Annotated in this window: 28 protein-coding genes; 20 read left to right on the forward strand and 8 right to left on the reverse strand. The window is 42.6% G+C overall.

The features are described from left to right. The first annotated feature begins 368 nt into the window (after window positions 1-368). The 9 genes from LZG94_RS19790 to LZG94_RS19830 all read left to right on the forward strand — a co-directional run bounded on the left by LZG94_RS19790 (window position 369) and on the right by LZG94_RS19830 (window position 8,324). Window positions 369-1,148, forward strand: a complete 780-nt coding sequence (locus LZG94_RS19790; protein WP_233793525.1) for a hypothetical protein — start codon at window positions 369-371, stop codon at window positions 1,146-1,148. A 405-nt stretch (window positions 1,149-1,553) separates the two neighbouring features. Next, entirely contained in the window at window positions 1,554-1,985 is a 432-nt protein-coding gene (locus tag LZG94_RS19795; RefSeq protein WP_233793526.1) for a plasmid mobilization protein, read from the forward strand. Further along, window positions 1,973-2,671 carry a relaxase/mobilization nuclease domain-containing protein gene (locus tag LZG94_RS19800; protein WP_233793527.1) on the forward strand — a complete coding sequence of 233 codons (699 nt, stop codon included), beginning with the start codon at window positions 1,973-1,975 and terminating at the stop codon, window positions 2,669-2,671. The genes LZG94_RS19795 and LZG94_RS19800 overlap by 13 nt, the downstream gene beginning before the upstream one ends. After that, window positions 2,661-3,245, forward strand: a complete 585-nt coding sequence (locus LZG94_RS19805; RefSeq protein ID WP_233793528.1) for a hypothetical protein — start codon at window positions 2,661-2,663, stop codon at window positions 3,243-3,245. The genes LZG94_RS19800 and LZG94_RS19805 overlap by 11 nt, the downstream gene beginning before the upstream one ends. An 888-nt stretch (window positions 3,246-4,133) precedes the next feature. Next, window positions 4,134-4,652: a 2'-5' RNA ligase family protein gene (locus LZG94_RS19810; protein WP_233793529.1), complete on the forward strand. Its 519-nt coding sequence runs from the start codon at window positions 4,134-4,136 to the stop codon at window positions 4,650-4,652. A 5-nt stretch (window positions 4,653-4,657) separates the two neighbouring features. After that, window positions 4,658-5,500, forward strand: a complete 843-nt coding sequence (locus LZG94_RS19815; protein WP_233793530.1) for a hypothetical protein — start codon at window positions 4,658-4,660, stop codon at window positions 5,498-5,500. Continuing rightward, window positions 5,493-6,422, forward strand: coding sequence for an LD-carboxypeptidase (locus LZG94_RS19820; protein ID WP_233793531.1), 930 nt, complete (start codon window positions 5,493-5,495; stop codon window positions 6,420-6,422). Before LZG94_RS19815 ends, LZG94_RS19820 begins: the two co-directional genes overlap by 8 nt. Window positions 6,423-6,426: 4 nt before the next feature. Beyond that, window positions 6,427-7,665, forward strand: a complete 1,239-nt coding sequence (locus tag LZG94_RS19825) for a hypothetical protein (RefSeq protein ID WP_233793532.1) — start codon at window positions 6,427-6,429, stop codon at window positions 7,663-7,665. Window positions 7,666-7,682: 17 nt separating this feature from the next. Beyond that, window positions 7,683-8,324 carry a hypothetical protein gene (locus LZG94_RS19830; protein ID WP_233793533.1) on the forward strand — a complete coding sequence of 214 codons (642 nt, stop codon included), beginning with the start codon at window positions 7,683-7,685 and terminating at the stop codon, window positions 8,322-8,324. Between the two features lie 28 nt (window positions 8,325-8,352). Here LZG94_RS19830 and LZG94_RS26570 read toward each other — a convergent pair whose 3' ends face one another. Together LZG94_RS26570 and LZG94_RS19835 are read right to left on the reverse strand one after the other, a co-directional pair. Continuing rightward, a complete protein-coding gene (locus tag LZG94_RS26570) occupies window positions 8,353-8,490 on the reverse strand; it encodes a DUF3427 domain-containing protein (protein WP_409013340.1) in 138 nt (45 codons plus the stop codon). A 103-nt stretch (window positions 8,491-8,593) separates the two neighbouring features. Then, window positions 8,594-9,181 carry a Fic family protein gene (locus tag LZG94_RS19835; protein WP_233793534.1) on the reverse strand — a complete coding sequence of 196 codons (588 nt, stop codon included), beginning with the start codon at window positions 9,179-9,181 and terminating at the stop codon, window positions 8,594-8,596. Between the two features lie 356 nt (window positions 9,182-9,537). Between LZG94_RS19835 and LZG94_RS19840 the strand changes: the two genes are divergently transcribed. From LZG94_RS19840 to LZG94_RS19870, 8 genes are all read left to right on the forward strand, one after another. Continuing rightward, window positions 9,538-9,735 carry a helix-turn-helix transcriptional regulator gene (locus LZG94_RS19840; protein WP_233793535.1) on the forward strand — a complete coding sequence of 66 codons (198 nt, stop codon included), beginning with the start codon at window positions 9,538-9,540 and terminating at the stop codon, window positions 9,733-9,735. Between the two features lie 134 nt (window positions 9,736-9,869). Further along, window positions 9,870-10,439 carry a hypothetical protein gene (locus LZG94_RS19845; protein WP_233793536.1) on the forward strand — a complete coding sequence of 190 codons (570 nt, stop codon included), beginning with the start codon at window positions 9,870-9,872 and terminating at the stop codon, window positions 10,437-10,439. After that, the gene (locus LZG94_RS19850; protein WP_233793537.1) at window positions 10,436-11,290 is read left to right on the forward strand and encodes a nucleotidyl transferase AbiEii/AbiGii toxin family protein; all 855 of its coding nucleotides are present in this window, start codon (window positions 10,436-10,438) and stop codon (window positions 11,288-11,290) included. The genes LZG94_RS19845 and LZG94_RS19850 overlap by 4 nt, the downstream gene beginning before the upstream one ends. A gap of 204 nt (window positions 11,291-11,494) precedes the next feature. Further along, complete coding sequence (locus tag LZG94_RS26575; protein ID WP_409013341.1) at window positions 11,495-11,845, forward strand: hypothetical protein; 351 nt, start codon at window positions 11,495-11,497, stop codon at window positions 11,843-11,845. A gap of 987 nt (window positions 11,846-12,832) precedes the next feature. Then, complete coding sequence (locus LZG94_RS19855) at window positions 12,833-13,354, forward strand: nuclear transport factor 2 family protein (RefSeq protein WP_233793538.1); 522 nt, start codon at window positions 12,833-12,835, stop codon at window positions 13,352-13,354. Between the two features lie 488 nt (window positions 13,355-13,842). Then, a complete protein-coding gene (locus tag LZG94_RS19860) occupies window positions 13,843-14,181 on the forward strand; it encodes a helix-turn-helix transcriptional regulator (RefSeq protein WP_233793539.1) in 339 nt (112 codons plus the stop codon). A 94-nt stretch (window positions 14,182-14,275) separates the two neighbouring features. Further along, complete coding sequence (locus LZG94_RS19865; protein WP_233793540.1) at window positions 14,276-14,797, forward strand: alkylphosphonate utilization protein; 522 nt, start codon at window positions 14,276-14,278, stop codon at window positions 14,795-14,797. 57 nt (window positions 14,798-14,854) lie between these two features. After that, window positions 14,855-15,574: a YoaK family protein gene (locus LZG94_RS19870; RefSeq protein ID WP_233793541.1), complete on the forward strand. Its 720-nt coding sequence runs from the start codon at window positions 14,855-14,857 to the stop codon at window positions 15,572-15,574. Between the two features lie 143 nt (window positions 15,575-15,717). Here the strand turns inward: LZG94_RS19870 and LZG94_RS19875 are convergent, their stop codons facing one another. Further along, window positions 15,718-16,008, reverse strand: coding sequence for a hypothetical protein (locus LZG94_RS19875; RefSeq protein WP_233793542.1), 291 nt, complete (start codon window positions 16,006-16,008; stop codon window positions 15,718-15,720). A gap of 31 nt (window positions 16,009-16,039) precedes the next feature. Here LZG94_RS19875 and LZG94_RS19880 point away from each other — a divergent pair, with 31 nt between their 5' ends. Further along, window positions 16,040-16,390, forward strand: coding sequence for a bifunctional 2-polyprenyl-6-hydroxyphenol methylase/3-demethylubiquinol 3-O-methyltransferase UbiG (locus tag LZG94_RS19880; protein ID WP_233793543.1), 351 nt, complete (start codon window positions 16,040-16,042; stop codon window positions 16,388-16,390). Here the strand turns inward: LZG94_RS19880 and LZG94_RS19885 are convergent. The 3 genes from LZG94_RS19885 to LZG94_RS19895 form a co-directional block, all read right to left on the reverse strand. Then, entirely contained in the window at window positions 16,358-17,650 is a 1,293-nt protein-coding gene (locus LZG94_RS19885; RefSeq protein ID WP_233793544.1) for a PQQ-binding-like beta-propeller repeat protein, read from the reverse strand. The genes LZG94_RS19880 and LZG94_RS19885 overlap by 33 nt on opposite strands. 301 nt (window positions 17,651-17,951) lie before the next feature. Further along, window positions 17,952-18,296 carry a hypothetical protein gene (locus LZG94_RS19890; RefSeq protein ID WP_233793545.1) on the reverse strand — a complete coding sequence of 115 codons (345 nt, stop codon included), beginning with the start codon at window positions 18,294-18,296 and terminating at the stop codon, window positions 17,952-17,954. Window positions 18,297-18,868: 572 nt separating this feature from the next. Beyond that, window positions 18,869-20,506 carry an ABC-F family ATP-binding cassette domain-containing protein gene (locus tag LZG94_RS19895; RefSeq protein WP_233793546.1) on the reverse strand — a complete coding sequence of 546 codons (1,638 nt, stop codon included), beginning with the start codon at window positions 20,504-20,506 and terminating at the stop codon, window positions 18,869-18,871. Window positions 20,507-20,647: 141 nt separating this feature from the next. Here LZG94_RS19895 and LZG94_RS19900 point away from each other — a divergent pair, with 141 nt between their 5' ends. Further along, the gene (locus tag LZG94_RS19900) at window positions 20,648-20,896 is read left to right on the forward strand and encodes a hypothetical protein (protein WP_233793547.1); all 249 of its coding nucleotides are present in this window, start codon (window positions 20,648-20,650) and stop codon (window positions 20,894-20,896) included. A 43-nt stretch (window positions 20,897-20,939) separates the two neighbouring features. Here the strand turns inward: LZG94_RS19900 and LZG94_RS19905 are convergent, their stop codons facing one another. Beyond that, window positions 20,940-22,097 (reverse strand): Rv1355c family protein, encoded by a 1,158-nt coding sequence (locus LZG94_RS19905; RefSeq protein ID WP_233793548.1) that lies wholly within the window; start codon window positions 22,095-22,097, stop codon window positions 20,940-20,942. Between the two features lie 27 nt (window positions 22,098-22,124). Beyond that, window positions 22,125-22,874, reverse strand: coding sequence for a hypothetical protein (locus LZG94_RS19910; RefSeq protein ID WP_233793549.1), 750 nt, complete (start codon window positions 22,872-22,874; stop codon window positions 22,125-22,127). Window positions 22,875-23,123: 249 nt separating this feature from the next. Between LZG94_RS19910 and LZG94_RS19915 the strand changes: the two genes are divergently transcribed. Next, a complete protein-coding gene (locus tag LZG94_RS19915) occupies window positions 23,124-25,826 on the forward strand; it encodes a hypothetical protein (RefSeq protein ID WP_233793550.1) in 2,703 nt (900 codons plus the stop codon). Window positions 25,827-25,863 lie beyond the last annotated feature (37 nt).

Genomic DNA, 25,863 nt, shown 5'->3' on the forward strand with positions numbered 1-25,863 from the left:
CGGTTATTACTCAGCTCAATGCTCATCAGTTTGAACTCCTTATCAAATACTCTTCTTTCTCCTGACATATGTATTAAGTTATAAAAGTTTCACTTAACTCAATGTCCGCTTAAAGGTAGCAGGTCCATTTAAACACTCCCCTCTTTAAGTGATTAACAGGGTGCAATGAATTGGGCGCATTTTGATTTAAAGAATTGAGTTGTGGATAAAAATTTATAAAATGCGTTTTCAAAAATTTTTTGGCAAATTAGACTATCCTTTAATCCGTGAATCCCTTCGTCGCCATCTCATTTATATTTAACATTTTTTTCATTTTATGCGCCATAATATTTACATGCTTTTTTTGGGATCTTGAAGTAAGTTCAAGCATGGGCGATACCATTGGAGGAACCTTAGGCCCTATCATCAATCTTTTTGCGATGGTTTACATTTACAAAACCTATCAGGATCAAAAATCTGCACTTGCAATTCAAGCGGCTGCCCTAGAACATGGAAGGGAATCCTCGAGAGATCAAATGAGCATTTCTTTAAATAGCGAATTGGCAGCAGGATTGAAGGAGGTTGAAATTATGTTCGAAAACATCACTTACACCCTAATTTGGAATCTTCAAGATCATAATGGAAATCAAATGACTAGATCCTATCGAGGAAAAGATGCATTAGATAAATTCCCTCAACTTAGAAATCTCGCAAATTTTTTTGAAGAGTTAAGTGAAGCCGATAATAACTTTTTAACCTCTGTACTCTTAGTTTACGCAAGGCTAGAGGCAATATCCAACCAGCATAGAGACCTCAGACCATTCCTGAATGATCTTCACGCAAATGGTTTTAACCGAAGAATAAGCACAGTTGGAAGACATTTTGTAAATCCGATAGACAATATCTTTAGAACGCTTACGATCTTCGGTGAAATGTTTCCTCCTCAAAACCAAGATAACGAACTCAATATGATAGCGAATCGGACGTTCCGACTAATTCTCCAATATCAACAAATTTCTGACAGTCTTGAGGCTAATGGACACAAAACTCGTTTGGTTCAAGCACAGGAGATAGGAAATCCAGTTTTCAATTTTAACCCTCAAATCTTGATAGACGAAGAGACTAGAAATTCTATAAATTGGGATTTAGAGTATGTCCATGAAAACTAGATTTCCTAAGCCCTATGCTTGAACTAAGAAATAGTCACTGAATATTACACTTAATACTTCCAATGTTGAGTCAGCAATAACATGCGTTGGATCTTCGAAAAACCGATGGAAGAGACCATTCACCCAAACTTAAATATTTCTAAAGTTCTCGTCTAAACTCGAACATTTCCGATCAGTGTAATATCATCCGTCACCCACCTTCTATCCTAAGGCAAATTTACACAGGATAGGTAAATCCCATTTCAATAAACTAGATTCACAAATCGGCTCACCACTTGGTTTCAAAGACTCTGAAATCCAAATGAGCCGCCTGCTTTGCGCGTCTGGCCAGATGTACGATTGTAATACAATCGCCGGTTGCTGCGCACCCGATCTGGCCTTCCCCTCCAAAGTCGGTCCAAGTTTGTGAAGGAGTTTTTAATGTTTGAAAGTGTAGATAGGATCGTGATGAAAGAAGAAAAATCGAACAAGACAAGGCATGTAATCTTCCGGTTGACACCCAAAGAATACGCCAATCTAGAAGCCAAACGCAGCCGCACCACCTGCCGGAAATTAAGTGAATTTTTAAGACTCTTGATTTTCAACCGACCGGTAACTGTGATCGAAAGGAACGGTTCGCTAGATCGGATGATCGGCGAATTGTCGGAGCTTCGTGAAGAGCTCAACCGGCTTGGCAACAACTTCAACCAGGCAACCAAACGCCTGAATGCAGTCAACCAAATTTCAGAATTCAGAAACTGGATCGCCAGCTATGAAGCTGAAAGGAAATTCCTGTTTTCAATGCTGGACAAGATCAAATCGCAAACCGATAAACTGGCAGACCGATGGTTGCAGTAATCCACACCAGCAGCCGGCTTAGGTCAGTGCTGCAATACAATGAGAACAAACTGGAACATGGATACGCGGAATGCATTTCAGCAATTAACTATCCCAAGGATGCGGATGCACTGAGTTTCGATCAAAAGCTAAACCGGATTCAGTGGCAACTGGCTTTGAACAAAAGGACAAAGGTCAATACGGTTCACGTGTCTTTGAACTTTGATCCGTCTGAAAAGCTGAGCAAAGAACAGCTTGCGGAAATTTCAAAAGCCTATTTAAAAGGTATTGGATTTGAGAAACAACCCGCTCTCGTGTATGAGCACCGGGATGCCGGTCACCCACATGTGCATATTGTCACGACCAACATAAAAGCAGATGGTAGTCGGATTTCATTGCACAACCTGGGCAAAAATCAATCGGAGAAAACAAGGAAAGAGATTGAGATAGATTTTGGTTTGGTGACAGCACAAGATCGAAAAGCGCAGGAGTTTACTTTAAAGCCAGTCAGCATCAAAGCAGAGTATGGAAAATCAGAAACCAAGAAAGCCATTGCCAATGTGCTCGATAAGGTTTTGAACGAATACAAGTTCACCACGATGGGAGAATTGAATGCAGCGCTCAACCATTATAATGTTGCGGCGGACATTGGCTCTGAGGATTCGGATCAGAAAGAACAATGGCATCTTATACCGTGTGCTGGATAAAGATGGAAACCGGGTTGGGGTGCCTATCAAAGCAAGCGACTTTCATTTCAAACCAACACATAGAAATCTGAAAGTGCGTTTTCTTTACAATGAGATGAATCCGAACCGTACTAAGGATTCGTTACGTGTTAAGAATAGTATAGATTTTACGTTGTATGGCAAACAAAACGTGTCATTGCCCAGGCTGATGAACATTCTTCAAAAAGACGGGATTGATACGGTAATCCGGAAAAATGAAGAAGGCAAGCTGTACGGGATCACATATTTAGACCACCGTACTAAATGTGTTTTCAATGGAAGTGCATTGGGTAAGCAGTATAGCGCGAATGGCATTACCGAGCGATGCATCGAGGATCCTTTCTCTCTTCATCAGCAAAAGTCTCAAATGATAGGGATGGATGTTGGTCAAGCTGCTAGTGCCGGTAATGTTTACCAAGTCGGAAATGGTAGTTCGCTTGAGAGTGATAAGTCTCTTGAATCTTTGTTGTCTCCCGTTAAGGATGGCGAGTACACTCCGCATCAGTTGAAGAAGCCAAAACGGAAGAAGCAGAAAGGGTTTTCGATGGGATTTTGAGTTATTGAAGAATTGCGCTTGCACCACAGCGCAACGAAAGATACAAAGCAAAAAGTGACGACTGCCAAATCCATAAGGCTATTTACCGCGGCTGTGCCGCTCCTTAAACCGCCTTACGGATTTGCAGCCAAGGGGTGAACCCCGTCACTTTTTGCTTTGAGTGAGAATGGGCGATTGCGCTGAGGTTAAAAATAATTGTTAAACTTGAGCGACGGTTTAAGCGACGAAGGCAATGCTTTTTTATCCCAGAGCATCACGCCGGGCGACGGTTGTTCCACAGCTATTTTTGAGCTACAATAAAAAAAAGTACTGTCGCTCCCATTTCAAAATCTGCCTATCAACAGCTGCTGGTGTGATATATGATCTCTCTCTCACCGACACAGCACAACCAGAAGCATTTATGATTACATTATAGGCCTTCAAATCAAACCCAGTCCTTGCTTGTGAACGTCCCTCAGACCCCCCATAGAATATACGGGATCAAAGATTCATGCCATTCTTTTTAATCTACTTAAAAAGTATATTTAGCAATTAAAAACATGAGATATTTTAACTATAATTAGGAAAAAATTCGGTCTTACCCCGATTTTCAATCTTAGCGTCTTGCTAACTGGACATTTCGGCAACAGCCAAATTTGGTTTAAGTAAACTTTCAATCATGCTGGTAAATTAATTTCTCTTCCAAGAGAATCTCGTAGTAGAATCACTAAATATTGAGAACACGGTAAGCCATCTTTTTTTACCAAACTAATCCTCGAACAATAATGTACCGACCCTATGCCTTGTGGAGAATTTGATTAACATGTTAAACAGATAGTGGCATACCACTATCATAGCAATCTAATTTCAGTCTTTACCAATACAATCAAAACAAGATGAGTTGTTAACATGAAAAAATTCAATATTGCTCTAACTCTAGAACAAAGCATCTCTGAAAAAATAATTGAGTATGCAAAGGAGTTGTACACAACTCTGGATTCGAATGTAATCCTCGGGCTCAATTCAAAGCCTCATATAACTATCGGGCAGTTTAGCATCGGCGATATGGAGGCCAAAGAAGTCTGGCAGAACTATGCCAGTTTATCAAAACTACTACCCAAAGTATCGCTTTCAGGGCTCACCATCATACCATCCAGCAGCGGCGGCGCATGGATAGAAATATCAGTTTTGAAAAGTAGTTTATTATTGAAACTTCAGGACGATTTAATCAATATACTTTCACCTTTTGGCGAACTTACTAACGACGTTGGTGACAACTATCGACCTCATATAACTATTGCACGTACGACGATCAGTAAAGAGTTTGAAAACCTTCCCGTTGACAGCGAAGTCCTAAAATTGAAATTGCTAAATACTGAACTGGCGATTGGACTCGGCACAAATTTCGAGGACTTAATAATTAAATAAATTTTATGAAAAGGCAAGATATTACAAAAAGCCAAATTGATTCGCTCCGGCAGTACAGAGTATGGGTATATTGGAGCGCCGCTGTTTCATTTTTAATTTTGGTCCTTTTCGCAATTCTCAAAACGTTATACGCGTCGCCGGTCGTTTCACTAGTCTCTGAGTCATTTGATAATATTTTATTTGAAGTTATGATTGCATGTGCTGGGGCTGCTTTCAGCACCGCTCTCATTGGAATAATCTACGAAAAATTCCAAACTAAAATTGTCCATGATGACTCACTTGTAAGAGAAAGATTCATCGAAGAAGGAATATTGAGAGTCTTCAAATCATCCACAGACTCACAACTTTTGGAGTTTATGCATGCTGAAATTAAGGCAAGTAGGTCGGAAGTTATTGCAATCGGTCTAGGATTAGGAGTTTTGTCACATAACTATCAACTCCTTGAAGCAATTGCCGACAAAATAAATTCAGTTGACAATTTTAGGCTGAAAATTTTTTTAGGAAGCTCAGAAAATAACGGCGTGATCAATCGTATTAAAGAAGAAAAATTAACACACGACAAAAATAAATTAAACTACGATGAATCCTGGATAAAAAGATATCCCTCCGAAATCACTGGTGTCCTGAACGGTTTCATCTCAGACAAATGTAAATACAAGTTCGTTATGAAAGAAATAGACAGCTGCCCGATGCTTTCTGTTGTCAAAATTGACGATATCTTTCTATTCTTTCCATATGGAACCCCCAATATTAAAGGGTCTCACAGCCCTTGGATTGTTATTGATGGTAGTGCGGAGCATAGTGCAATGGCTAAATTTCTAAAAAATATTGTAAAATTTTATGATTGAGCAAAGGATCCTCCTTCCAAAAGCTATAACCAAGGGAGCCAGATTAGGCTTTTTCTCTCCTTCCGATCCCATATATCCTCGGCGAATTGAATTTATAAAAAATGCAACGTCAATTCTTAGCAATTGGGGTTACAAGCCAGAGGAGATTACGGACCAAAGGTTTGAAGAATGGTCAGTTCTCAGAAGCCCCGCCACCAGAGCACAAGAATTTCACGAAAAACTTGTTGATAATAATATTGATTGTTTAATGGCATCCTGGGGAGGCAAGAATTCTAGCGACCTACTTACATATCTTGATTATCCCCTTATTAGAAAAATAAAAAAACCCATAGTTGGTTCAAGTGATATAAATGTACTGTTAAATGCAATTACTCATAAATCCGGCCTGATAACTTTTTACGGGCCCAACGTACTGGGAAAATTAAACCAGACCGAGGAAATTGGACTGCCACTTCTATTAAAAAGTAAAACGAATACTTACAATATTTTCCCCCCTTCGTCGAATAATAAATTAAAGATATTAAGAACAGGGTCGTGTGTGGGCCGCTTAGTAGGGGGTAGTTTAGGCACCTTCACACTTGGCCTCTCAGGCACCCAGTTTATGCCTGTCTTCGAAAAAGCCATTTTTTTCTTTGAAACTGCCTCTCTTGACTATTTTAGAATACGCCAGCACCTACAACATCTAAATAATACCAAATTTCTAAGAAATATTGTTGGCCTAATCGTTGGAGTAACTAATCAGATTACCGATGGTGATATCAATTTATTTGAGAATATGCTCCTAGAATTACTTCCTAATGACATACCAATTGTAACGACGGAACTATTTGGTCATGGCTTCTATTATAATCCCACGTTTCCAATTGGCGCACGTATGTCAATGGATACAGAAAAATCTATCTTTGAAATTGAACGAGCATGAGATCATGATTTCAAGTGAAAATTTTTTTCTAAATATACATTCAAAAACACAAGATGAGCTATTTGATATGTATATCTATCTAGAAAGATATATCAATGATGGTTCGCCAAGCGGATTTGAACTCGGATTACCCGCTAGTTATAGCCCTTTTGGTCACCAAAAATCAGTACACATTCCAGTCTTACTCGACAGCTGGAAAAATCATCTTCAAATCGGCAAAATCCCAAATATATTTTCTTATACGCAAGAAAATATTCCATTCTTTGTACATCCATTTATTCTCGATGAAGTCGCCATTTTTGAAGATATTAAGCATTTAATTGTAAATACTGTCGAAGTACAGCCAACGGCCTCTGGCAGAACAGTTTTTTGGCATGACAAAAGGCAAAGTGTGGTGCCTTGGTTTATTAAACTTCATTACCCCACACTTTTAGGCAGGTTTAGTCGAGAGCTAAATCTTTTTCGGTGGCTAGCTATTTTGGAAAGGTCTCGTGAATTATTTACACTAACATCAATTTTTCCCAAAGACTTTTGTTTTCTATACGATGCAGGAGGGACATTTTTTCAAAATAAAGAGCCTGGTTTAAATTTTGGAACAATATTTAGAGAGACTGCTCCTAGCCCTAAGTTAGGATCCAAATATCTGCTTATTCCAAGTTTTTCCCTTTTCGCAACTAAAAACAATAATGGAAATGGTACCAGTTTATTAAGCGACTTGATAGAATTCTGTGATCTTACACCCGATAGGTTTCTAGATTTATTAATCTTTCCATTAATAAATTCCTATATTTTTCTAATAAGAAAATTAGGAATGATCCCAGAGTTTAATGCTCAAAATGTTCTGTACGAACTCGACATAGCTAGCAAACAGGTTAGGGTTGTATTTCGTGATGTAGGCGATTGCTTTATAGATTTTGAAATACGAGAAATGGAAAATCTACATTTGAATTTCTGTTCCTACAAAACTCTGGACCCTTTACGACATCATGATATATTTCAAAGAAGGAGTTTTGCTTTTGATTTTAAGCTGTCACACTATATTCTACTTCCACTTTTGAACGAGTTTTCAAAATCCACATCTTTTAGTCGCTCACACTTAGTGTTAAGAGTGAAAGAATATTTCAAAAGTAAATTTCCGGCATATCCTAAATATTTTAACTCAGAAAAATGGTATTCTTACCCAAATGAGTTCGGAGTGAATAGAGATAGTTACATAGAAAATAGCGATCCCATATTCAGATAGATATTTACATATCCACTATGACTGATAAAGCATATTATATAGTTTTGGAAGGTCTTGATGGCACGGGAAAAACGACGTTATTCAACAATCTAGTCACACTGTTTAAAGAAAATGGTATCCCTCTACAGACACTGTGTCCAACTAGGATAGTTAATCCAGAATCTCTTGCGGAAAAAATATATAGGTCAAATATAAGATTTAAGAAAAATACTATTTCTAGAATGCTCATTTTTGCTTACAGGTCTTATTTATCGTCTAATCGAATTAGCTGGGGATCGAGCCTTATTTTAGGAGATAGAAGTATTATTGTCAGCTATATTAAAAATTGGAGGAAATGGCTTCACTCAAGATTCCTGACGGTACTGTTGGTAAACACCATTGAACCGTTTATAAGAGCTCCTGACGTTGTCTTGCTTTTAAGTGCACCTGATGACGTAATAATGCATAGAATATCTCAAAAGGAAATAATCGAAATCGACGAGTCATTAGAAAGCCTTTTAGCCATGAAATCTGCCTACAATGAACTTAGAAACACATATAAAATCCCCCGGTTAAAAAAAACAATATGGATTGATATTGATTCAAACAAGAGCTCGGAAGCACTTGCGAGTGAAGTTTATGATATGCTAAGAAGTAAATTTCTGAATTCAAAGATTTAGAAATATAGTGTTAAAATACAATATGTACTCAGGCTATTTTATTAGCATCATTGTTCTTCTCCCGCACAAAAAGAAGAATCGATTTCCCCGTTTGCTTTTGCTTTACATACGACTGCCCCTTGCCAGTTTCAGGTCGGGCGGTGTTCTGAGATTGCCAGTGAAATATCTTTCACTGACTGCGTAATCGTTATACAATGTTGTCGGAGAGTAATTTGCTTCTGTCTTTTCCAGCGTTATAAGCAGCAGCTCGGCATTCTTTGCTTCCACGTTTACAATCCCTTCCCGGGTGCTGGATTTCCGGTACTGGGTAGTGCCGCAACAGCTCTACCCCGCATTCCCTCGTTGACCAGGCCGCCGAGAAAGGCAGCAAACGGTTCAATGTTCTGTTCCACACTGGCTTTTTCCAATGACTCCATATATTCGTCGCGACTTCCCACACGTATTACCGTCCATGGATATCCTCCCGAAGCCAGCATCGCATTCATCAGAAATCGTCCCATACGTCCATTGCCATCCATATAAGGGTGAATGAACACAAATACAAAATGTCCCAATATCGTCCTTACGGATGGTTCGGGCTCTTCTTGCAGAAGCTCGAATAATATGGGCATAGCGTCTCTCATGGCATCAACGTTGAGCGGTACGTGTTTGGAATTGCCGATATAAACCTGATGGTTCCTGTATCCGGCAAGATCTGCGGCCTTGAGGATACCTGCTGTTATACTTGGATCAAACATTTGCCTGTACCATTTCGAGTGGTCTTTATCTGCGAGCGTTCCTGCATTTTCACCTCGAAGTATGGCTTTGATACTTTCAGTTACAGACTGAAAAGCCTGGCAGTATCCTCTGGCCGCCATGCGTCGCGCTGTTTACGATCTTCTTCATTTCCGTAAGCATTCCACTCACCCAAACTTACTTTTGCAATCAGTTCGGGCGTGACCCGGTAGCGTTCCAGGGAAAGTGAATGATAGGCATCCGTGGTGTTGCTATATCAATCTATCAAATCAGGCTGTTATTAATCTATTGAATATTGATGTGTTAATACTATTAAATCATGTTGTGACATTTCTATTAAACCATGTTGTGACAATTTTACTATATAAGGAAAATTACAATTACCATGCGGAATAAAATATGTCGAATATCGAAGCTATACCCGATATGATATAATATGGCGAATTACCTTATCTTTATACCTTAACGGGTATATCAAATGTCTACTTTTTCATCATTCTTAAAAGAAAGGCGTAAGGCGGTTGGACTTACACAGGAAGAACTCGCTTTCAAAGCAGGCGTTGGTCTGCGCTTTGTTCGTGATTTGGAACAAGGCAAGAAAACACTTCGACTTGATAAGGTCAATCAAGTTTTGATGCTCTTTGGGAAACAGGCAGGAGTTGTCAATTCTGAGTAGCCAATAAAATGTACTTTTCTGACAAGATAATCGGGATAATACCGATTATCTTATTAAATTTACACATGCATTTAACTCAGAGCCTACGAAACCTTTCGCCCCAGCCAATAACGCACCAATTGCTTAGTTCGCTCTTGAAGGACTACAAACGTCCCAACGATAAGATCCATGAATTAATCTCTGCCGGCATTATCGAACCGGTGAAAAAGGGATTGTACTTGCCGTCGACGAAGCTTTCAGAAACGCGTACAGAGCCATTCCTTCTTGCGAACCATATCCTTGGCCCCAGTTACGTGTCGTTCGACAGTGCGCTCTCATACTATGGACTAATCCCGGAAAGAGTGTTCGAAGTATCTTCCGCAACGATAAAAGCATCCCGCAGCTTCAACACACCGACAGGCGCGTTCAGCTTTACACGAATGCCACTTCCTTATTACAGCTTCGGAATTCGTCAAGTTGAGCTGGGAGAAAACCAGAATGTGCTGATCGCAACCCCCGAAAAAGCGCTGTTCGACAAAATAGTCAATACAGCAGGTTTGAAGCTACGCAGTAAAATTGCAGCCAGAGACTATCTGATTAAAAACTTGCGAATAGAGGAGGATCAGTTACAGCAGCTGGATATACAAACAATGGAAACATGGCTAACGGAGTCCCCTAAACGCGAGAGCCTGGCGCAAGTCATTAAATTCATCGAGGAACAATGATTAAAGATTGGCTAGCGAGCTATAATCCCGCAAACAAGGATGATGCAACTCAGGCATTGCGTGAAATCATGCAGGAGGTTGCCCTGGCCGGACTCTATCGGAAAGGCTTCTTTGAAAAGGCAGCATTTTATGGTGGAACTGCCCTCCGCATCTTCTACGGACTCGACCGCTTTTCGGAAGATCTCGACTTCTCCTTGCTCGAAGTTGACCCTGATTTTTCGGTCAATACCTACATGCCTGCTATCATTGATGAATTCGAGGCGCTGGGAATGCATGTATCGGTCAAGGAAAGGCAGAAGGCAGTAAAGACCAGCATTGATTCTGCATTTTTGAAATCCGAAACGATCTGGCGCGAACTGGTTTTGGAAGGCGTAGTGTCTCAGCAAGGGCTTGGGCAAACGGCCAGCATCAAAATCAAACTGGAAGTCGATACAATGCCACCGCCGGGATTTGATACCGAAGAAAAGCTGCTGCTGAAACCATTCTCATTTTATGTAAAATGTTTTAGCATTTCAGAGCTCTTCGCTGGAAAAATGCACGCACTGCTTTTCAGAAAATGGAAAGACAATGTAAAGGGTCGAGAATGGTATGATATGGAATGGTATATCCGAAAAGGCGTTACATTGAACCTAAAACACTTCGCGTTACGTGCAAAAGACAGCGGAGATTGGAAGCAGGAAAATATCAGTGAAGCCGAGTTTCGGGAATTGCTGAATGCGAAAATAGATTCTGTTAACTTCCAGCGGATCAAGGACGATATTAGGAAATTCATTCCGAATGCCAGCGTTTTGGTTATTTGGAGTCCGCAGTATTTTCATGATTTGGTTGATAAGATTAAATTGGGCTCATAGAGATATGAACATTGCTGCAAGTCCGCTGAATCAGTGTCTGGAATGATAAAGAAACTATGTTAAAAAGCACTCTACTAGCCATTAGCTTTTTTTGCTTTCGTTAGTTGTGGTTCACCCGACCATTATGAAGAAACTTTGCGGAAACTACCTATACTATGGCGGCGACGGCGACGGAATTCTAGCTACCGCACCGAACAAAAAAGTATATATGGAAAAGTTACTAAGTTAGGTTTTGATGAAAATTTTATTGTGGCGTTTCAAAAGCCAGATTACACAGATTACCGCAATCATTTATCATTTGAAATAAGATCAGATGTCTCGAAATATCCCGAGAATTCCAGCGAAGACATGAACGCCACAGACTCCATTGCAGATAGCTTACTCAAAAATGATCCGTTCTATATAAAGGTGTTTTCTTCCAAGGCAAACTTTTGGATTATAAGACACAGCGACAATCGGGTTTATGGGCCTTTCAAAAAACAGGAATATGAAGTTCTGAGAACTGAGTTGAAGGTTCCAATTGAGTTAGAATTGGAAAATAAGATTCTAGAATGACGAAGGATTTGGTGATGTCTCTTAGCATTACTATTTTCATATAACAATCGCAGTTACCAACGCCAAAAACCACAGGCATTTTCCAAACTTTGAACACCCAAAACCACCCGAAAACGCACTCAAAAACCAGCGAAAATCACCAGTCAAACACCTCAATTTTCGCTAAAAGAATTATACATAACAAATATACTGTTGTACTATATGTATAAAAAATAGTGAGTCTTTTGTGTAGTACACATCAAACAAAGGAGACAAAACCCTGATTACGAGCCAATTAACGGCGAAGTTCGAGACCCGTCTCCCTCCGCGCGGCGACCGCCCTTGAAATAAGTTCAAAGTCAAAACAAAATGCCTTTAATCAATGATTTGCGGGCATTTTTGTTTTTCAGATCAGGTTGCTACATTGGCGGTTAGCGGTATTGGGGATATGAAATCGTTAATTGAGAAGCCGATTCGGACATTCGTCTCAGATACCTGAATTGTGGTGAATTTCCGGCGCTTGAAGAGATTTTATAATCTTTTACAATTATTAAGATATGTTTAATCCTTAGTGTCCGTGCCAAGCCTAAATTTGTTCTTAAATAAGCGGTCAAGCAATAATGTAACCGAAAAGAAGACTTACAAAGTGCAGGGGCGGAATCATCTTTCATCTTGCGTATATTGCAATAGGTTATTAGTTAATAATATAGTTGTACCCCCGATTGCACCACTGTAACGGGTTATGATAAAGAGATTTTTCGAAACAAAACATGCCGTGGTGCTCAATGTTGGTAGTGGTTACTGAAATAAAGTATAGCCCGCCTCAATGCATTCATGAAACCTCCTGCGGATGGAGCGTTCAATGTTGAAATAAACATTGGCCTTGAAAACAATTCAATTATCCAGTTTAATGCTGTCGCCAACGCGGCAAGTATATAGTTAAGTAGTATGTGCATCAGGCTATCAGAGCAATAAAAAATAATATACTTTTTAAATCCATCTATTATTATGAAGAAAATTACAAGCATCCAATGCATTATCATTCTACTCTTTATAGCCAGTCTTTACGTGGCTGCTATCAGCAAGGAAACACAACCCCTGGCCATTGACTACGACAAAGAACAGACACAGATTTTACAGCTTATCGACACAGAATCAAAAGCCTTCTGGGACAAGGACTATAACAAATGGGCGGCTTGCTGGGTACATGCACCCTATATTCGTACAATGGGCTGGTGGAAAGATGGCGGGGTTACCGTAGTTAAAGGATGGGATGAAAGAGATAGTAGAACAAAAGGGTACATGAAGGACTTTCCTAAGCCTAACCCACAGAATGTACGGCGGGAAAACATCAATGTAAGAATCTTTAAAGATGCTGCCTGGGTCACTTTCGACCAGTATGGCACGGATACAGGAGAGCCGTTATTGGATATGCCTGGGCTCAGCCGTGAAACCCGTTTTCTGGAGAAACACAACGGGCAGTGGAAAATTGCATATGCAGGCTGGCTACTGGAGGGTAAAAAGCAATAAGACTCGCAACGACTCCAAATCCCTGGATTTGAACAGCTAAAATCCCTGTCGGGTCAAACCAACTTTTTCCTACTTCGCATTGGGTATAGCAGGAAAGCAGGATGATTTCTGCGGTTGTCGTAGTTGGCTAATACCGGATCTTAGGAGCCCTGAACCTGTGCTACATTGTCTCGCCCGTGCGCCCCGCCGGGATGCAGACAATGTAGCACAGGATATTTCCGGGTTGAATCGTAGTTAAGCGGTTTCGTCAGTCGGTAAGGTAGTTTTTACCATCATGACTTATAAAAAGATGCGATTCAAACGGTCTGCGAAAGCTCGTTCCGTTGCTGAAACAGTTCGCACAGGTAGTGGAGCCCTGCTTCAGAGTTTAGGAACTGGAGATACAAGAGTCTGCAGTTCCTTCCTAATGTGACACAAAAGATCTTGCCCGCATCGTTAAAATAATGAACAGTTCATTATATTTGAATATTCTAATATAGCAAATCACGGTGAACAACCCACTACACCTTTACAAAGCAGAGTTTTTTAAGACACTAGGGCATGCCGTACGCCTTGGTATACTGGATGCCCTGCGCGATGGCCCGCTATCGGTAGGGGAATTGCAGACTATCACAGGTGTGGAGCAATCGGTTCTTTCCCAGCATCTGGCTAAACTGCGTTCGATGAAATTCGTCAGCAGCAGAAGGGAGAGAACAACGATTTACTACCATGTCCACGATCAGGATGTGTACCAGTTCCTTGATCTGGCCAGAGGCATATATACCCGGCAACTTGGACAGTCAAAGATGCTGCTGGAAGAGTTGGAGCAGCAAATTAATAAAAGTTAAACCTCGTGAGGTGCTTTGCCTCCAGAAAAAATAAAGCAAAATAAATATGAGTATCAAGTTACAAGAAGCAAGTGGCAAGGTTTGTGAATTATGCATGTCAGCTGAAAACCTTTCTTTCTATAACGTTCCGCCAGATACCTACCCGGATAACGAAGTAATGGTCTGCATCACATGCCTCTCGCAGATACAGCGGCAGCAACCAACGAACAGCTCCCACTGGGGATTTCTTTCGGAGACCATGTGGAGTGACAAGCAGGCTATCCGGGTTCTGACATGGAGGATGCTCGACCGGATGAAATCAGAAACCTGGGCGGCAGATAATCTTGAGATGATGTATATGGACGATGACACACAAAAGTGGGCGGAAGCAGGCAAAGATACCGATGGGGTCCTGGCACAGGTAGTCCATAAGGATGCCAACGGCAACATCCTTCAGGACGGCGACAGCGTGGTCCTGACAAAGTCGCTGGATGTCAAAGGAAGCTCGCTAAACCTGAAAATGGGGACAATGATCCGAAATATACGTGTTGTCAACGATGACGACGGACAGATCGAAGGAAAGGTGAACGGCCAGTTATTGGTTGTGCTGACAAAATATGTCCGTAAGCAATCGTAGATGAGCAATTGAATACGTCTGATTATGATCAATAAATACAAGTGAATTTTACTTTGAATGTTACGCCATTTAGGAAAAAAAAGGAGCTTTAAACATAACCTGGGGTTAGCCACATTTTTGGCTTTCAGCGCTGGGTTTGTCAACGCTGCCGGGTTTGTGGCTTTCGGGTTACTAACCACCAACGTAACCGGGCACACCGCAACACTGGCAATTGACCTTGTCAGTGGCGATTGGCATGCGGCCGCACGTGTCCTGCTTTGGCTTATGCTTTTTCTAGCGGGTAGTTTTATTTCCGGCTTGTTAATTGGGGCAGTCGGCCCCGATAAACGCAATGCTTACGTGGGCCCTATATGGGGCGTTATTCTCTGTCTTGGCCTTGTATGTCTTTTTGCCACACCAGGTGCGTCCTTGCACCGGCAACATGCGTTTGCCGGCATTCTGCTGTTTGCCATGGGCATGCAAAATGCAGTAGTTACCGTTATCTCTGGCTCAGTGGTCAGGACTACGCACCTGACCGGGATTTTTACGGATCTGGGCGTAGACCTCGCACGAATAATGGTGCAGGGGCAAAGCACGGTGTTATGGTCAAGGACGTTATTGCGACTGAGCATCATTACCGCCTTTTTATTGGGCGGCGTATCAGGTGCGTTTGAATTTCGCAGGTTAAGCTTTACCGCTTTTCTCTTGCCGATCACCATCTTGCTACTGACATTGCTTTACAGCCGATTAAGGATCGGCCTGAGAAGGACAAAAAAAAGGATTTCCAACCTGGGATAAGGCAGCAGCCAAGTTGCCTGGTTCTTTGTTGTCTCCTGTTGAGATGGCGAGTACACACCGCATCAGTTAAAGAAGCAGAAAGAGTTTTCGATGGGATTTTGACTTATGGAAGCTTTGTGTTTGCACCACAGGTTGTGCTGCAGCTATTTGGGGGCTGCAACAAAAAAAGGATTGTCGACAACAGTCCTCCAATCTCTAAGCTTTCGCCCCATTTGTTCGAGCCCTTCCCAAAGTACTTTCAGGTCAAAAAGAGCTGACTTTTTAGCTTGATCAAATGGGATATCCGAGTGATAAAGAGCCAGATCGTGGATCATTTTGAGCGACTGGATAATTCTCGACAGCCCTCCTCCATGCGATTTGCAAGCTGATGAGCTGGCACTTACTTTGAATGGCAGGAAAAGGAAAATTACCAAATCAGATGATACTTTTTGCAAAGGGTCTCAGTCTGTGACACATAACAAGCTTATGGACAAATCAAACGGATACGAAAACCGCGCGGCGATATTCATTCGCCGTCGCTCTAAGGGCATTGATGGAATCGGAGCGCAATCAGTTCGGCACTGGGCAAGATCACTCCCTCCCAAGGCGACCGTTCTGGATGTAGGTTGTGGTACAGGCGACCCGATTTCGCAGGTATTGGTATACGAAGGTTTGAGCGTTTATGCGATTGATGCGTCGCCTTCGATGGTTGAAATCTTCAAGCAGAACTGCTCAAAAATGGAAATGGGAAGATGTCGTTACAGCACGGGAACTGGTATCGCTTGGAGCGGGCCCTGGGGATTTTTATCGGGCAGCCTCGAAGCAATAGATATTTAGATTGGTGGTAGCAAAAATCCGCCCTTTTTTACCATTAGCCCCGGGAAGTCCTGTTACAAAACCCTCGAACTCGGAGTCGTCCCGGCCATCCAGCTTCCCATCAAGCGATTTCAATTCCCAAAGAACCTGTCCCGTTTTCAATTCGCAGGCACGTAAAAAGTCACCGTTTATTCCATATAAAACCCCATCCTGATGGTAAATATCGCTGGAAAATGCACCGGAAGGCGAAGCCCATAGCTGAGTACCATTTTTGGCATCCACACAGTAAAGGTTTCCGTCTAGTGAGCTTATTACCATTTTCCCGTCGACTAAAAGCATGTCCCGAAAGCTGGTGTGAACTTCTGTTAGTCGGTACTGCCATATTCTTTTCCCCGTAGGCAGTTCAAAGCATCCGAGTGAGTTGAGCGAAGTCAGGAAAACTTTATCGTCGTGGATAATAGGCATCAGGCTGGGAGAAGAACCGTCCTCTTCCAGACTCAGGGGTTTTCTGTTGTAAATCCACGCACGCTGCGAGATATTGTAAAGCCCGAAAAAGCTACGGTTATTGTTATATTTAACTTCCGGCCCTATCTCGTCATAGGGAATCAGAAGCAGGTCATTTCCATCTTTCGTAAAGGTTTTGAACCGATAGATACTGCCGATGTATGTTGACTGGCCATTGAAAAACGGATACTCGGCACTATAATCCGGCTTAACCAACTGTTCAACCTGCCCGGACTTAAAATCTCCTATGAATATGGCGTCATCTATTTTTTTCGCATCTTTTGATTCCTTCGACAGCCCTGTAATGAAATATTTATCATTTATATTGGTCAATTCGGAAGCAGAACCAAAGCCCCGGATGCGTTTCCAAACAGTTGAGCCTGTTTGCGCGTCAATGCAATAGTCAGCCCATAAATCATGCAGAATGAGCTTGTTTTCATGCACAACGATACTTCTGTTTAAGGGCCTCGCCAGTTTTTTCTCAAAGAAGTCGTCCCAGATCCAGATATTTTCTCCCGAATTCACATCTTTCAACTGAAGATAAAATTCGCCTGCGGGGTCAGCAGACTTGCGGGTGGCCACACAAAGCAAGCCTTTTTCCCCGATGAAATAGCCGCGATACATCCCAAGTGCCAGGCCCCCGTCCGATCTGCTGGATTTCCACACGTGCGGCAGCTGTGTGATGATGCCGTTATTGTCCCTCTGAATATCAATTTTATCAGGATTGCAACCATGCAATCCTGATAAAATTGAAAATAATACTACCCAACTTTTCATATAGTTCAGTAAGCTATCCTGAATACTCCGGGGTTGTTACCGCCGTCTAAAACCCAGTTCATCGTGGATCCATCCTGTTTATTTTCTTGAACTCCCCATGATTGATATCCCCGTTTGCCTGGTATACAAATCCCTGCCAGGCACCTCCCTGATTTGTTGCCGAAGCCTGTGTTACCACCCCGTCGCTGGGTGTATCATGATAAATATAGTAAACGGTCGGATAAGTCAGAATACAGTATGATCTGCATTGCGCAGGGTCAGGCTGCGTATCGCATCTGATGGAAGCCGTGCATGGGTAGGTTCAGCCAGCTCGCAGCTCATAGTTGCCGTCTGCAAATAACTTGAATTCGATTCGTTGCCTGTCCAGACGAGGCTGAGCCGCGATTTCCTCAAAAGCCCTGTTCTTTGAATCTGGCGAAAATTTCGAAAGAATCTGTGTTGCTGTGTATTCCTCTACTTCGTAAGTCGTCGAAAATACAGGCTCGCCGGATAAGCGCGCCGATGAAAGCCGTTCCTCCGATTTTGTGTCCTGTAAAATTTCATGACCGCAGGACGTTGATAATAAGCAGAACAAAGCAACCACAAAGCAAACCAGGTGACTCCGGGGAGGCTTTTTATCCCTTCCGGATGCTACGAATGTTCTCATAGTGAACATTTTAAGGTGAATTTGTGAACAGTACAAAGGAAGCGGAGTACTGCTGTTTTCAGATAGTTCCTTAACAATAATTTACGTTGCGCTAAAGCAAGATTTTGGCTTGCGCTTTGGCAAGTTTTTGCAGTAGACCTGGCTCTCCTCAATCATGCGGGCCAGCTGTAATTCGAAAGAATTTTGTTTAATTAGATGTAACCGGTTTGATATTATTATTCTTATATTGCTTTGGCTTAAAAAGCGATTGAAGCTTTTTAACGCTCTTATTGAAAATCTGAAATGACTCAGACTATTCCTCCGCAGTATGAAGATTATTGAAACGATTACACCAATACAAAAGCTTCGGAAACTCTCGGGGGAAACATCGTCTGAGGAGACAAGGACATACTTCCAGGGAAAGCTGAGGCATTTTATGATTCCAAAGGGAAGAGTACTGGTTGATATTGGACAGGTAAGTAAGTCGTTGTGGCACAACTGCCGCTACGTTCAGCCGCTGCCTAAAAAACATCAATTTTGACCGGCCTGCCGCAACCCGTTCTTCCAATTTGGCGTAAATAAGACCGAAACCCCTACTTCGCCAGCTGCAAATCCGCAATACTCTTGATCCGATTCCGCTCCAAAAACGCATCAATCGTCTCAAAATGCTCGATCACGCGTTTATCCTTAAACTCAAAAACCTTTTGAGATAACCCTTGCAAAAAGTCACGATCGTGGGAAACCAGCACCAATGTTCCATCAAAGTTTCTGAGTGCTTCTTTCAGAACATCCTTAGACTTTAAATCCAGGTGGTTCGTAGGCTCATCGAGAATCAACAGGTTTACAGGTTCCAGAAGCAACTTCACCATGGCAAGCCGCGTTTTTTCTCCACCTGATAATACACTTACTTTCTTATCAATATCTTCGCCTTGAAACATAAACGCGCCCAAAATATTCTTGATCTGGGTCCTTACATCTCCTTCTGCAGCCTCGTCGACCGTTTGGAAAATCGTCAGGTTCGGGTCCAATAGCGAAGCCTGGTTCTGTGCGAAATAGCCGACCTTGACATTGTGCCCGAGCTGGCAGGTCCCTTCGACGTCGATCTGGCCCATAATGGCTTTGATCATGGTCGATTTCCCTTCTCCGTTCCGGCCCACAAATGACACCTTTTCGCCTCTGGAAATGGTCATGCTCGCATTTTTGAATACCACCTGATCTCCGTAGGATTTGGAAACGTCTTTTACCGTTACCGGATAATCGCCCGACCGTGGCGAAGGTGGGAAACGCAGTTTTAGCGCTGAATTGTCGATTTCATCAATTTCAATAATTTCCAGTTTTTCCAGCATGCGTTCGCGGGAGGAAACCTGGTTGGTTTTGGAGTATGTTCCGCGGAAGCGTTCGATGAATTGCATGTTGTCCGCAATCATTTTCTGCTGTTCCTGATATGCTTTGATCTGGTGTGACCTGCGCTCCTCACGCAATACGAGGTAATGCGAATAGTTGGCTTTATAGTCAAAAATCCGGCCCATCGTCACTTCAATAGTGCGGTTGGTAATGTTATCAATGAAAGCACGGTCGTGGGAGATGACCATTACGGCATTGGATTTATTTACCAAAAAATCTTCCAGCCACATCACGGATTCAATGTCAATGTGGTTGGTTGGCTCATCGAGCAAAATAAGGTCGGGCTTTTGCAAGAGTATTTTGGCAAGCTCAATGCGCATCCGCCAGCCTCCGCTGAATTCCTTGGTTTGCCGCTGAAAATCTTCCGACCTGAATCCCAATCCTTTCAAAGCTTTCTCCACCTCCGCGTCATAATTGACTTCTTCGAGCTGGTAATATTTTTCACCTATTTCGGTAACCTGCTCGATGATCGCCATATATTCATCGCTTTCGTAATCCGTGCGGGTTTCGAGCGCGAGATTCAGCTTTTCCATTTCGGCACGCATCTCAAAAACCTGCTTGAATGCTTTGGCCGCTTCTTCAAAAACGGTGCAGTTGTCTTCGGTGAGCAAATGTTGCGGCAAATAGGCGATCACGGCGTCTTTGGGCGCACGCACATGGCCGCGATTGGCTTTTTGTTCACCCGCAATGATTTTCATCATCGTGGATTTCCCCGCTCCGTTCTTACCCATCAGGGCAATTTTATCCGTAGGATTTATTGCAAAAGAAACATCGCTAAAAAGGGTAGAACCACTAAATTCAACGGCCAAATTCTCAACTGTAATCATCGTCTCATTTTTTGAAGCCGCAAAGGTACGATGATACGATTATTGACCAACAGTATTGAATCAATTGTTGGTTTGGAGCGTTTTTCAAGTGAGGATTTTACATCTCATTTAATATTTTACAAAAGACAATTAGATAAAAATATGGACTTACGCACGACATTATCAGTAAATGAGAGCTTTATGGAAATGCTTATCGACTGCAAAAACCGTGGAGCAAAAGCAGAAATGATCCTGGATATTAACGGACTGGAACGGGCTGAGGGGATAATAAAGGAAATACACGCAGACGATCCAAATCCTTACATTGAACTGCAAGACGGAAGAAAGATTGTGGAAAAAACAATCGCTGCACTGAACGGACTTTTCCGCCCGGAATATGCTGGATGTTAACAGGATCGGGTTTTGGAAGCTTTTATCAATGCGTACCCTTGTTTCAGTGCCGGGCTTGTTCGGCACTTTCTAATTCTACGTTATCACCTTCACCAATCCCGATTATCTCGTCGATATCCACATAATAGCGCCCCGATCTGATATCCGTTTCAAGTAGGATCTTGCGGCAGGTATCTGTGGTGATGGCACCGCCCAACGCCACGGCTGACCCTAATTGCGGCCACGATGAAATTGTTTGTCCTATCTCGTTCAATGAAGCTTTCAGGCGGCTCGAAATCTGATCTGAATTAATAATTTTACCTACAACCTGTATTTTTTCCTTTGCCGATAAATTTTTCAACCCGGCCGGATCAATGCCAGCCAGCAGCCCGTGTAAAATCGGACGTTCCGGTTCTTTGTCGAAACGCTCAATGTCGATCATCCCCCTGTCGCTCGTGTCCATTACGACAGGTATTTTAAAATGCCGGGCCCGTTGTCGCGCCAAGATCTTGATGTCCAGGCCGTCGCATACTTCCACCAGCACATCAAGGTTTCCTCCATCAGTCAGAAAATCATTGATATTGATTTCTGAAATTCCTTCGCGATAAATCTGCACATTAATAAAAGGATCGATTTCTGCAATGGCGCGGGCGGCAACAACAGACTTGTTCATGCCCAGGTTGTGCGTACTCGTTTGAATGCGGTTTAAGTTCGAAAGCTCTATCGTATCGTAATCGGCCAGACGCAATTCACCTACCGATCTTTCCGTGGCGAGTGTCATAGCCACAGCGTGCCCGATCGACAACCCTATAATGCCAATTTTTTTCGTTGCCAGTATTTGCTGCTCCTCAGGAGTAATTTTATAATTGTTGCGGTTTGTCCTGACTTTAATAAATTCTTTCTCATCAAGCAGGTGGATAAGTCGCTTGCTCCATGGATAAAAAACCCATACTCCGTATTCATGAAAAGTCAGTTCGCCCAGATGTTTTTCTATGCGGGCATTTGATTCTTCCCGGCTCAGTTTAACAGCTGGATTTTCTATTTTTACAAGTTCAAAAAGCTGATCATAAATAGTATCGAATACTGAAATATCAGGGTTATTGTCAACAAGAATTTCTAGGTTTTCTTTGTCATTCAGATTATTGAGACGAAAGAAAATGGGTTTAAATGTAGCTTCTGATTTTTCCGAATTTTTTTCGGCAAGCTTTGTGAATATATCCATTAAAGTTTTCGGTATTTAAAATTCTGATTATTTCGATGAGGATAGTTGATGCACATTTGCGAGCTGACTAGTATCCAATACACCCGTCCCATACCTGCAAACCACACCAGCTATAATCGCCTGGTTCATATGCGTTTGCGACATATTCTGAAACGCTGAAAGTACAGCGGCCGACGAAGTGGGGAATTTAAAACCCGGATAACCATTGTCGTTTTGTTCCGCAGTTACACCCTTCATCATAGGCACCAGATCTGCATGGTATTTAACCGAATTAACCGAGCACGAGTAAAGGCAATATTTGTAATTATCGAGAATTGAAATCCCTATTGCTGCCAGCATAGCAAATCTGCACAAGCCCAAACCACGAAATTCATCTGAAACAGCGACCCTGCTCAGCTCTACGCTTTTATCTTTATCAGTTAAGCTATTTTTGGAATTTATCTGAAAAGCATATTCAGTTGGTAGGCAACCGGAAATATCAGGTTTAATATGAATACCAAACTTTTCATTGATCGTATAAAGCTGCTTTTCAATTGTTTCATTAACTCGTCTTGTCACAACCCTGATCGTAGCAATTTGCTGCCGATTCGAAAATATTCCGATCAGATTTGCCTTCCAGTCGCTTGGCAGCAAATCGTATTTATTGTCGACATATTCACCTGAATATTCCTTTTTATAGATTTTTGTTCTTAATGCCAAATGATCAATAATATCGGCTTCGCTTGATAGTTCTCTAAGTTCAAAATCGCTGAGTAGTTGCTGAAAGTTAAATTCCATTAGATTTAATATTTATGAAATTGAATAATTGAACAAATGCATTTGAAGTAATCAGATATCTGGTCTTACAATTTGTTCAGCAAAACTACTTTCTGCGTTAAAGGCAGGCTTTAAACATTCCTTAAGAAGTATAAAGAATTATAAAAATTGTATGGCGAGAGAATAGGAGGAACTACCAATATTTAATTAGACCAGCAAGTATATCAGCTGCCGACCTAGTTTTTATATGACAGCCACTTTTCCCTGAAAATGAATTCTATCAAAGCCATTCTCCTTGCATTTGCTATATCACTGTTTACCAGTCAACTGCATGCGCAAAATCAAAAATCGGAAGTACTGATCGAGTGGAACGAAAGCAGCCCGAAAGGGTCAGTTCAGGCGAAAAACGGGAGGATTACGCGCATTGAGATCGTCAAAGGGAAAGGCAAGGTTAGTGGCAGCGGGTTTACATTTACCTCGGCAGGTCCTGCCCGGATCCGGGTGCATTTGGATAGTGTGCAAGTTCAGCCCGGCCCGAATACCACGCTCATTTCGCTTAAAACCGATAAGAACTCTTTTTCCTTTTTCCTGAGGGACGTAAATACAAATTCACCTATTTATCTGCCTGATTACAATGCAGTTGTATTGCCGGCGTCAGACAAACGCTCTTTTCAGGAAGTAGAAAAAACAATACTTTCGCGCAATCTTTCCACGAAGATCCAGCGCATTGAGACGGAGCCAGAGGTTTCATTTCAATCAATAGAAAAGAAGGTGCGGAATATGTCGGTACCAACCTGGCTGGGCACTTCGCGCGACTACCGGATATTTGAGGTGGCAGACAATCTTTCCGACGCGGCGATCGGAGAGGCAAATATCATTTCTCCAAAGCTGTCTTCGTCAGCCCTGATATTGCCGGAAACCAATAATCAGCCTGCGAAATACATGTACACGCTAGGCCGAGGTGTGGGTGTGCAGGAGAACAACTCGCGAAGACTGGAACAGGGAACATTGCCCATTTTACATTCCGTTCAGAAGGACGATGATGTGGTTTACAGCTCGACGACATTGGTTTCACTTGAAAAATCACCGCTGACAGCCGACGGCCTGAAAGGCACCGATTTTCTGATCGCCGACAATTCCAGTGGCGGGCACATGTTCACCAAAGAGCAGCAGGCAATACTCGATACCAGACTGAAAGAGCAGAACAATGCGGAGGAAACCGTGATGTTTTTCAGATCGGAAGTGACGAATACAGGCTCAGTTCCGCGTTACGCCTGGTTCAAAACGCCAAGACCGGGTACGGGCTGGTGGCACAAATCCGCACATACATTTGACCCAAAAACGGGATTCTCGGCATTTACAAAAGACAAGGTTTATTGTATTTCAAAACTGAATGGTAAACCGCTGCCGAACGAAGAAGTAGCTATTCTTTTGCAGCCAAATGAAAGAGCGGTTTTCGAATTCTACCTGCCGCATAGCCCGATCTCGGAGCAACGCGCTGCTACGCTTGCCGGTCAGACTTTTGACCAGCGTTATCAGGAAAGCAAAACCTTCTGGCTTGAAAAACTTAGCAAGGCTGCTCAGATCCACGTTCCCGAAAAGCGGGTTAATGAAATGATACAGGCCGGCCTGCTGCATCTTGACCTGATCACTTTTGGAAAAGAACCGGGCGGCACCCTGGCTCCGAATATCGGTGTGTATTCCCCTATCGGTACCGAAAGTGCGCCTATTATCCAGTTTTACGCTTCCATGGGCCTCGATGATGTTGCGAAACGGTCGCTTACCTATTTTCTCGATAAACAGCATGAAAACGGCTTTATTCAGAATTTCGGGGGATATATGGTCGAAACCGGAGCGGCTTTATGGAGTATGGGCGAATATTTCAGGTATACCAATGATAAAGATTGGGTAAATGAGATTAAACCGAAACTACTCAAATCCTGTGATTTCCTGATTGAATGGCGCAACCGGAACAAGAAGGAAGAATTGCGCGGAAGAGGTTATGGTATGATTGAAGGAAAGGTTGCCGATCCGGAAGATCATTTTCACCAGTTTATGCTGAATGGATATGCATACCTGGGCATGAGCCGCGTTGCCGAAATGCTGGCTGGCATCGATCCCGCACAATCAGAACGCATTAAAAAAGAAGCGACTGCCTGGAAGGAAGATATTCGCGTATCGTTTTTCAATTCCATGGCACTTTCGCCCGTCGTGCCGCTTGGTGACGGAACATGGTGCCCCACTGTGCCGCCCTGGACAGAAGCCGATGCGCTCCGGGCTCTTTTCCAAAAGAGAGAAACATTCTGGTCGCACGGTACTTTCACCGTTTCCGACGCGATGCTCGGGCCGCTGTACCTTGTATTTTGCGAAGTACTTGATGTAAATGAGCCAGCGTCAAAAATGCTGCTGGACTATCATAGCGAATTGTTTTTCCAGGACAACGCCGCATTTAGCCAGCCCTATTACAGCCGCCACAACTGGATGCAGGCCAAGTCGGGTATGGTGAAGCCGTTTTTGAGCACTTACTACAATACTTTCGCCGCACTCGCCGACCGAGAGACTTACACTTTCTGGGAACATCTTTACAAAGTGAGTCCGCACAAAACGCATGAAGAAGCCTGGTTTCTGATGGAAACGCGTTGGATGCTGTATATGGAGGCCGGCGATACGCTGGAACTGTTCAATACCATTCCTAGAAACTGGCTGGAAGATGGAAAAAAGATCGAGCTCGAAAATGTGCACAGTTACTTCGGCCCGGTCACGGCAAAAGTCAATTCGCAGGTTGATAAGGGTTACATTGAAGCAACCGTCGAATGCAGCGACGCCCGGAAACCGAAACAGCTCGTGGTACGTATACCGCATCCCGTTAACAAAAAACCACTCAAAGTAACAGGCGGCGAATACGACGAAAAGACCGAAAGCGTAACGATTCGTTCTTTCAACGGAAAAGCGGCGATCCGGATCGAGTACTAGCAAGGCTGCAAGGCGGATAATAATCAACTGGTCAGAG

Source organism: Dyadobacter sp. CY343, assembly GCF_021390335.1.
In the GTDB taxonomy this organism is placed as follows: Bacteria; Bacteroidota; Bacteroidia; order Cytophagales; family Spirosomataceae; genus Dyadobacter.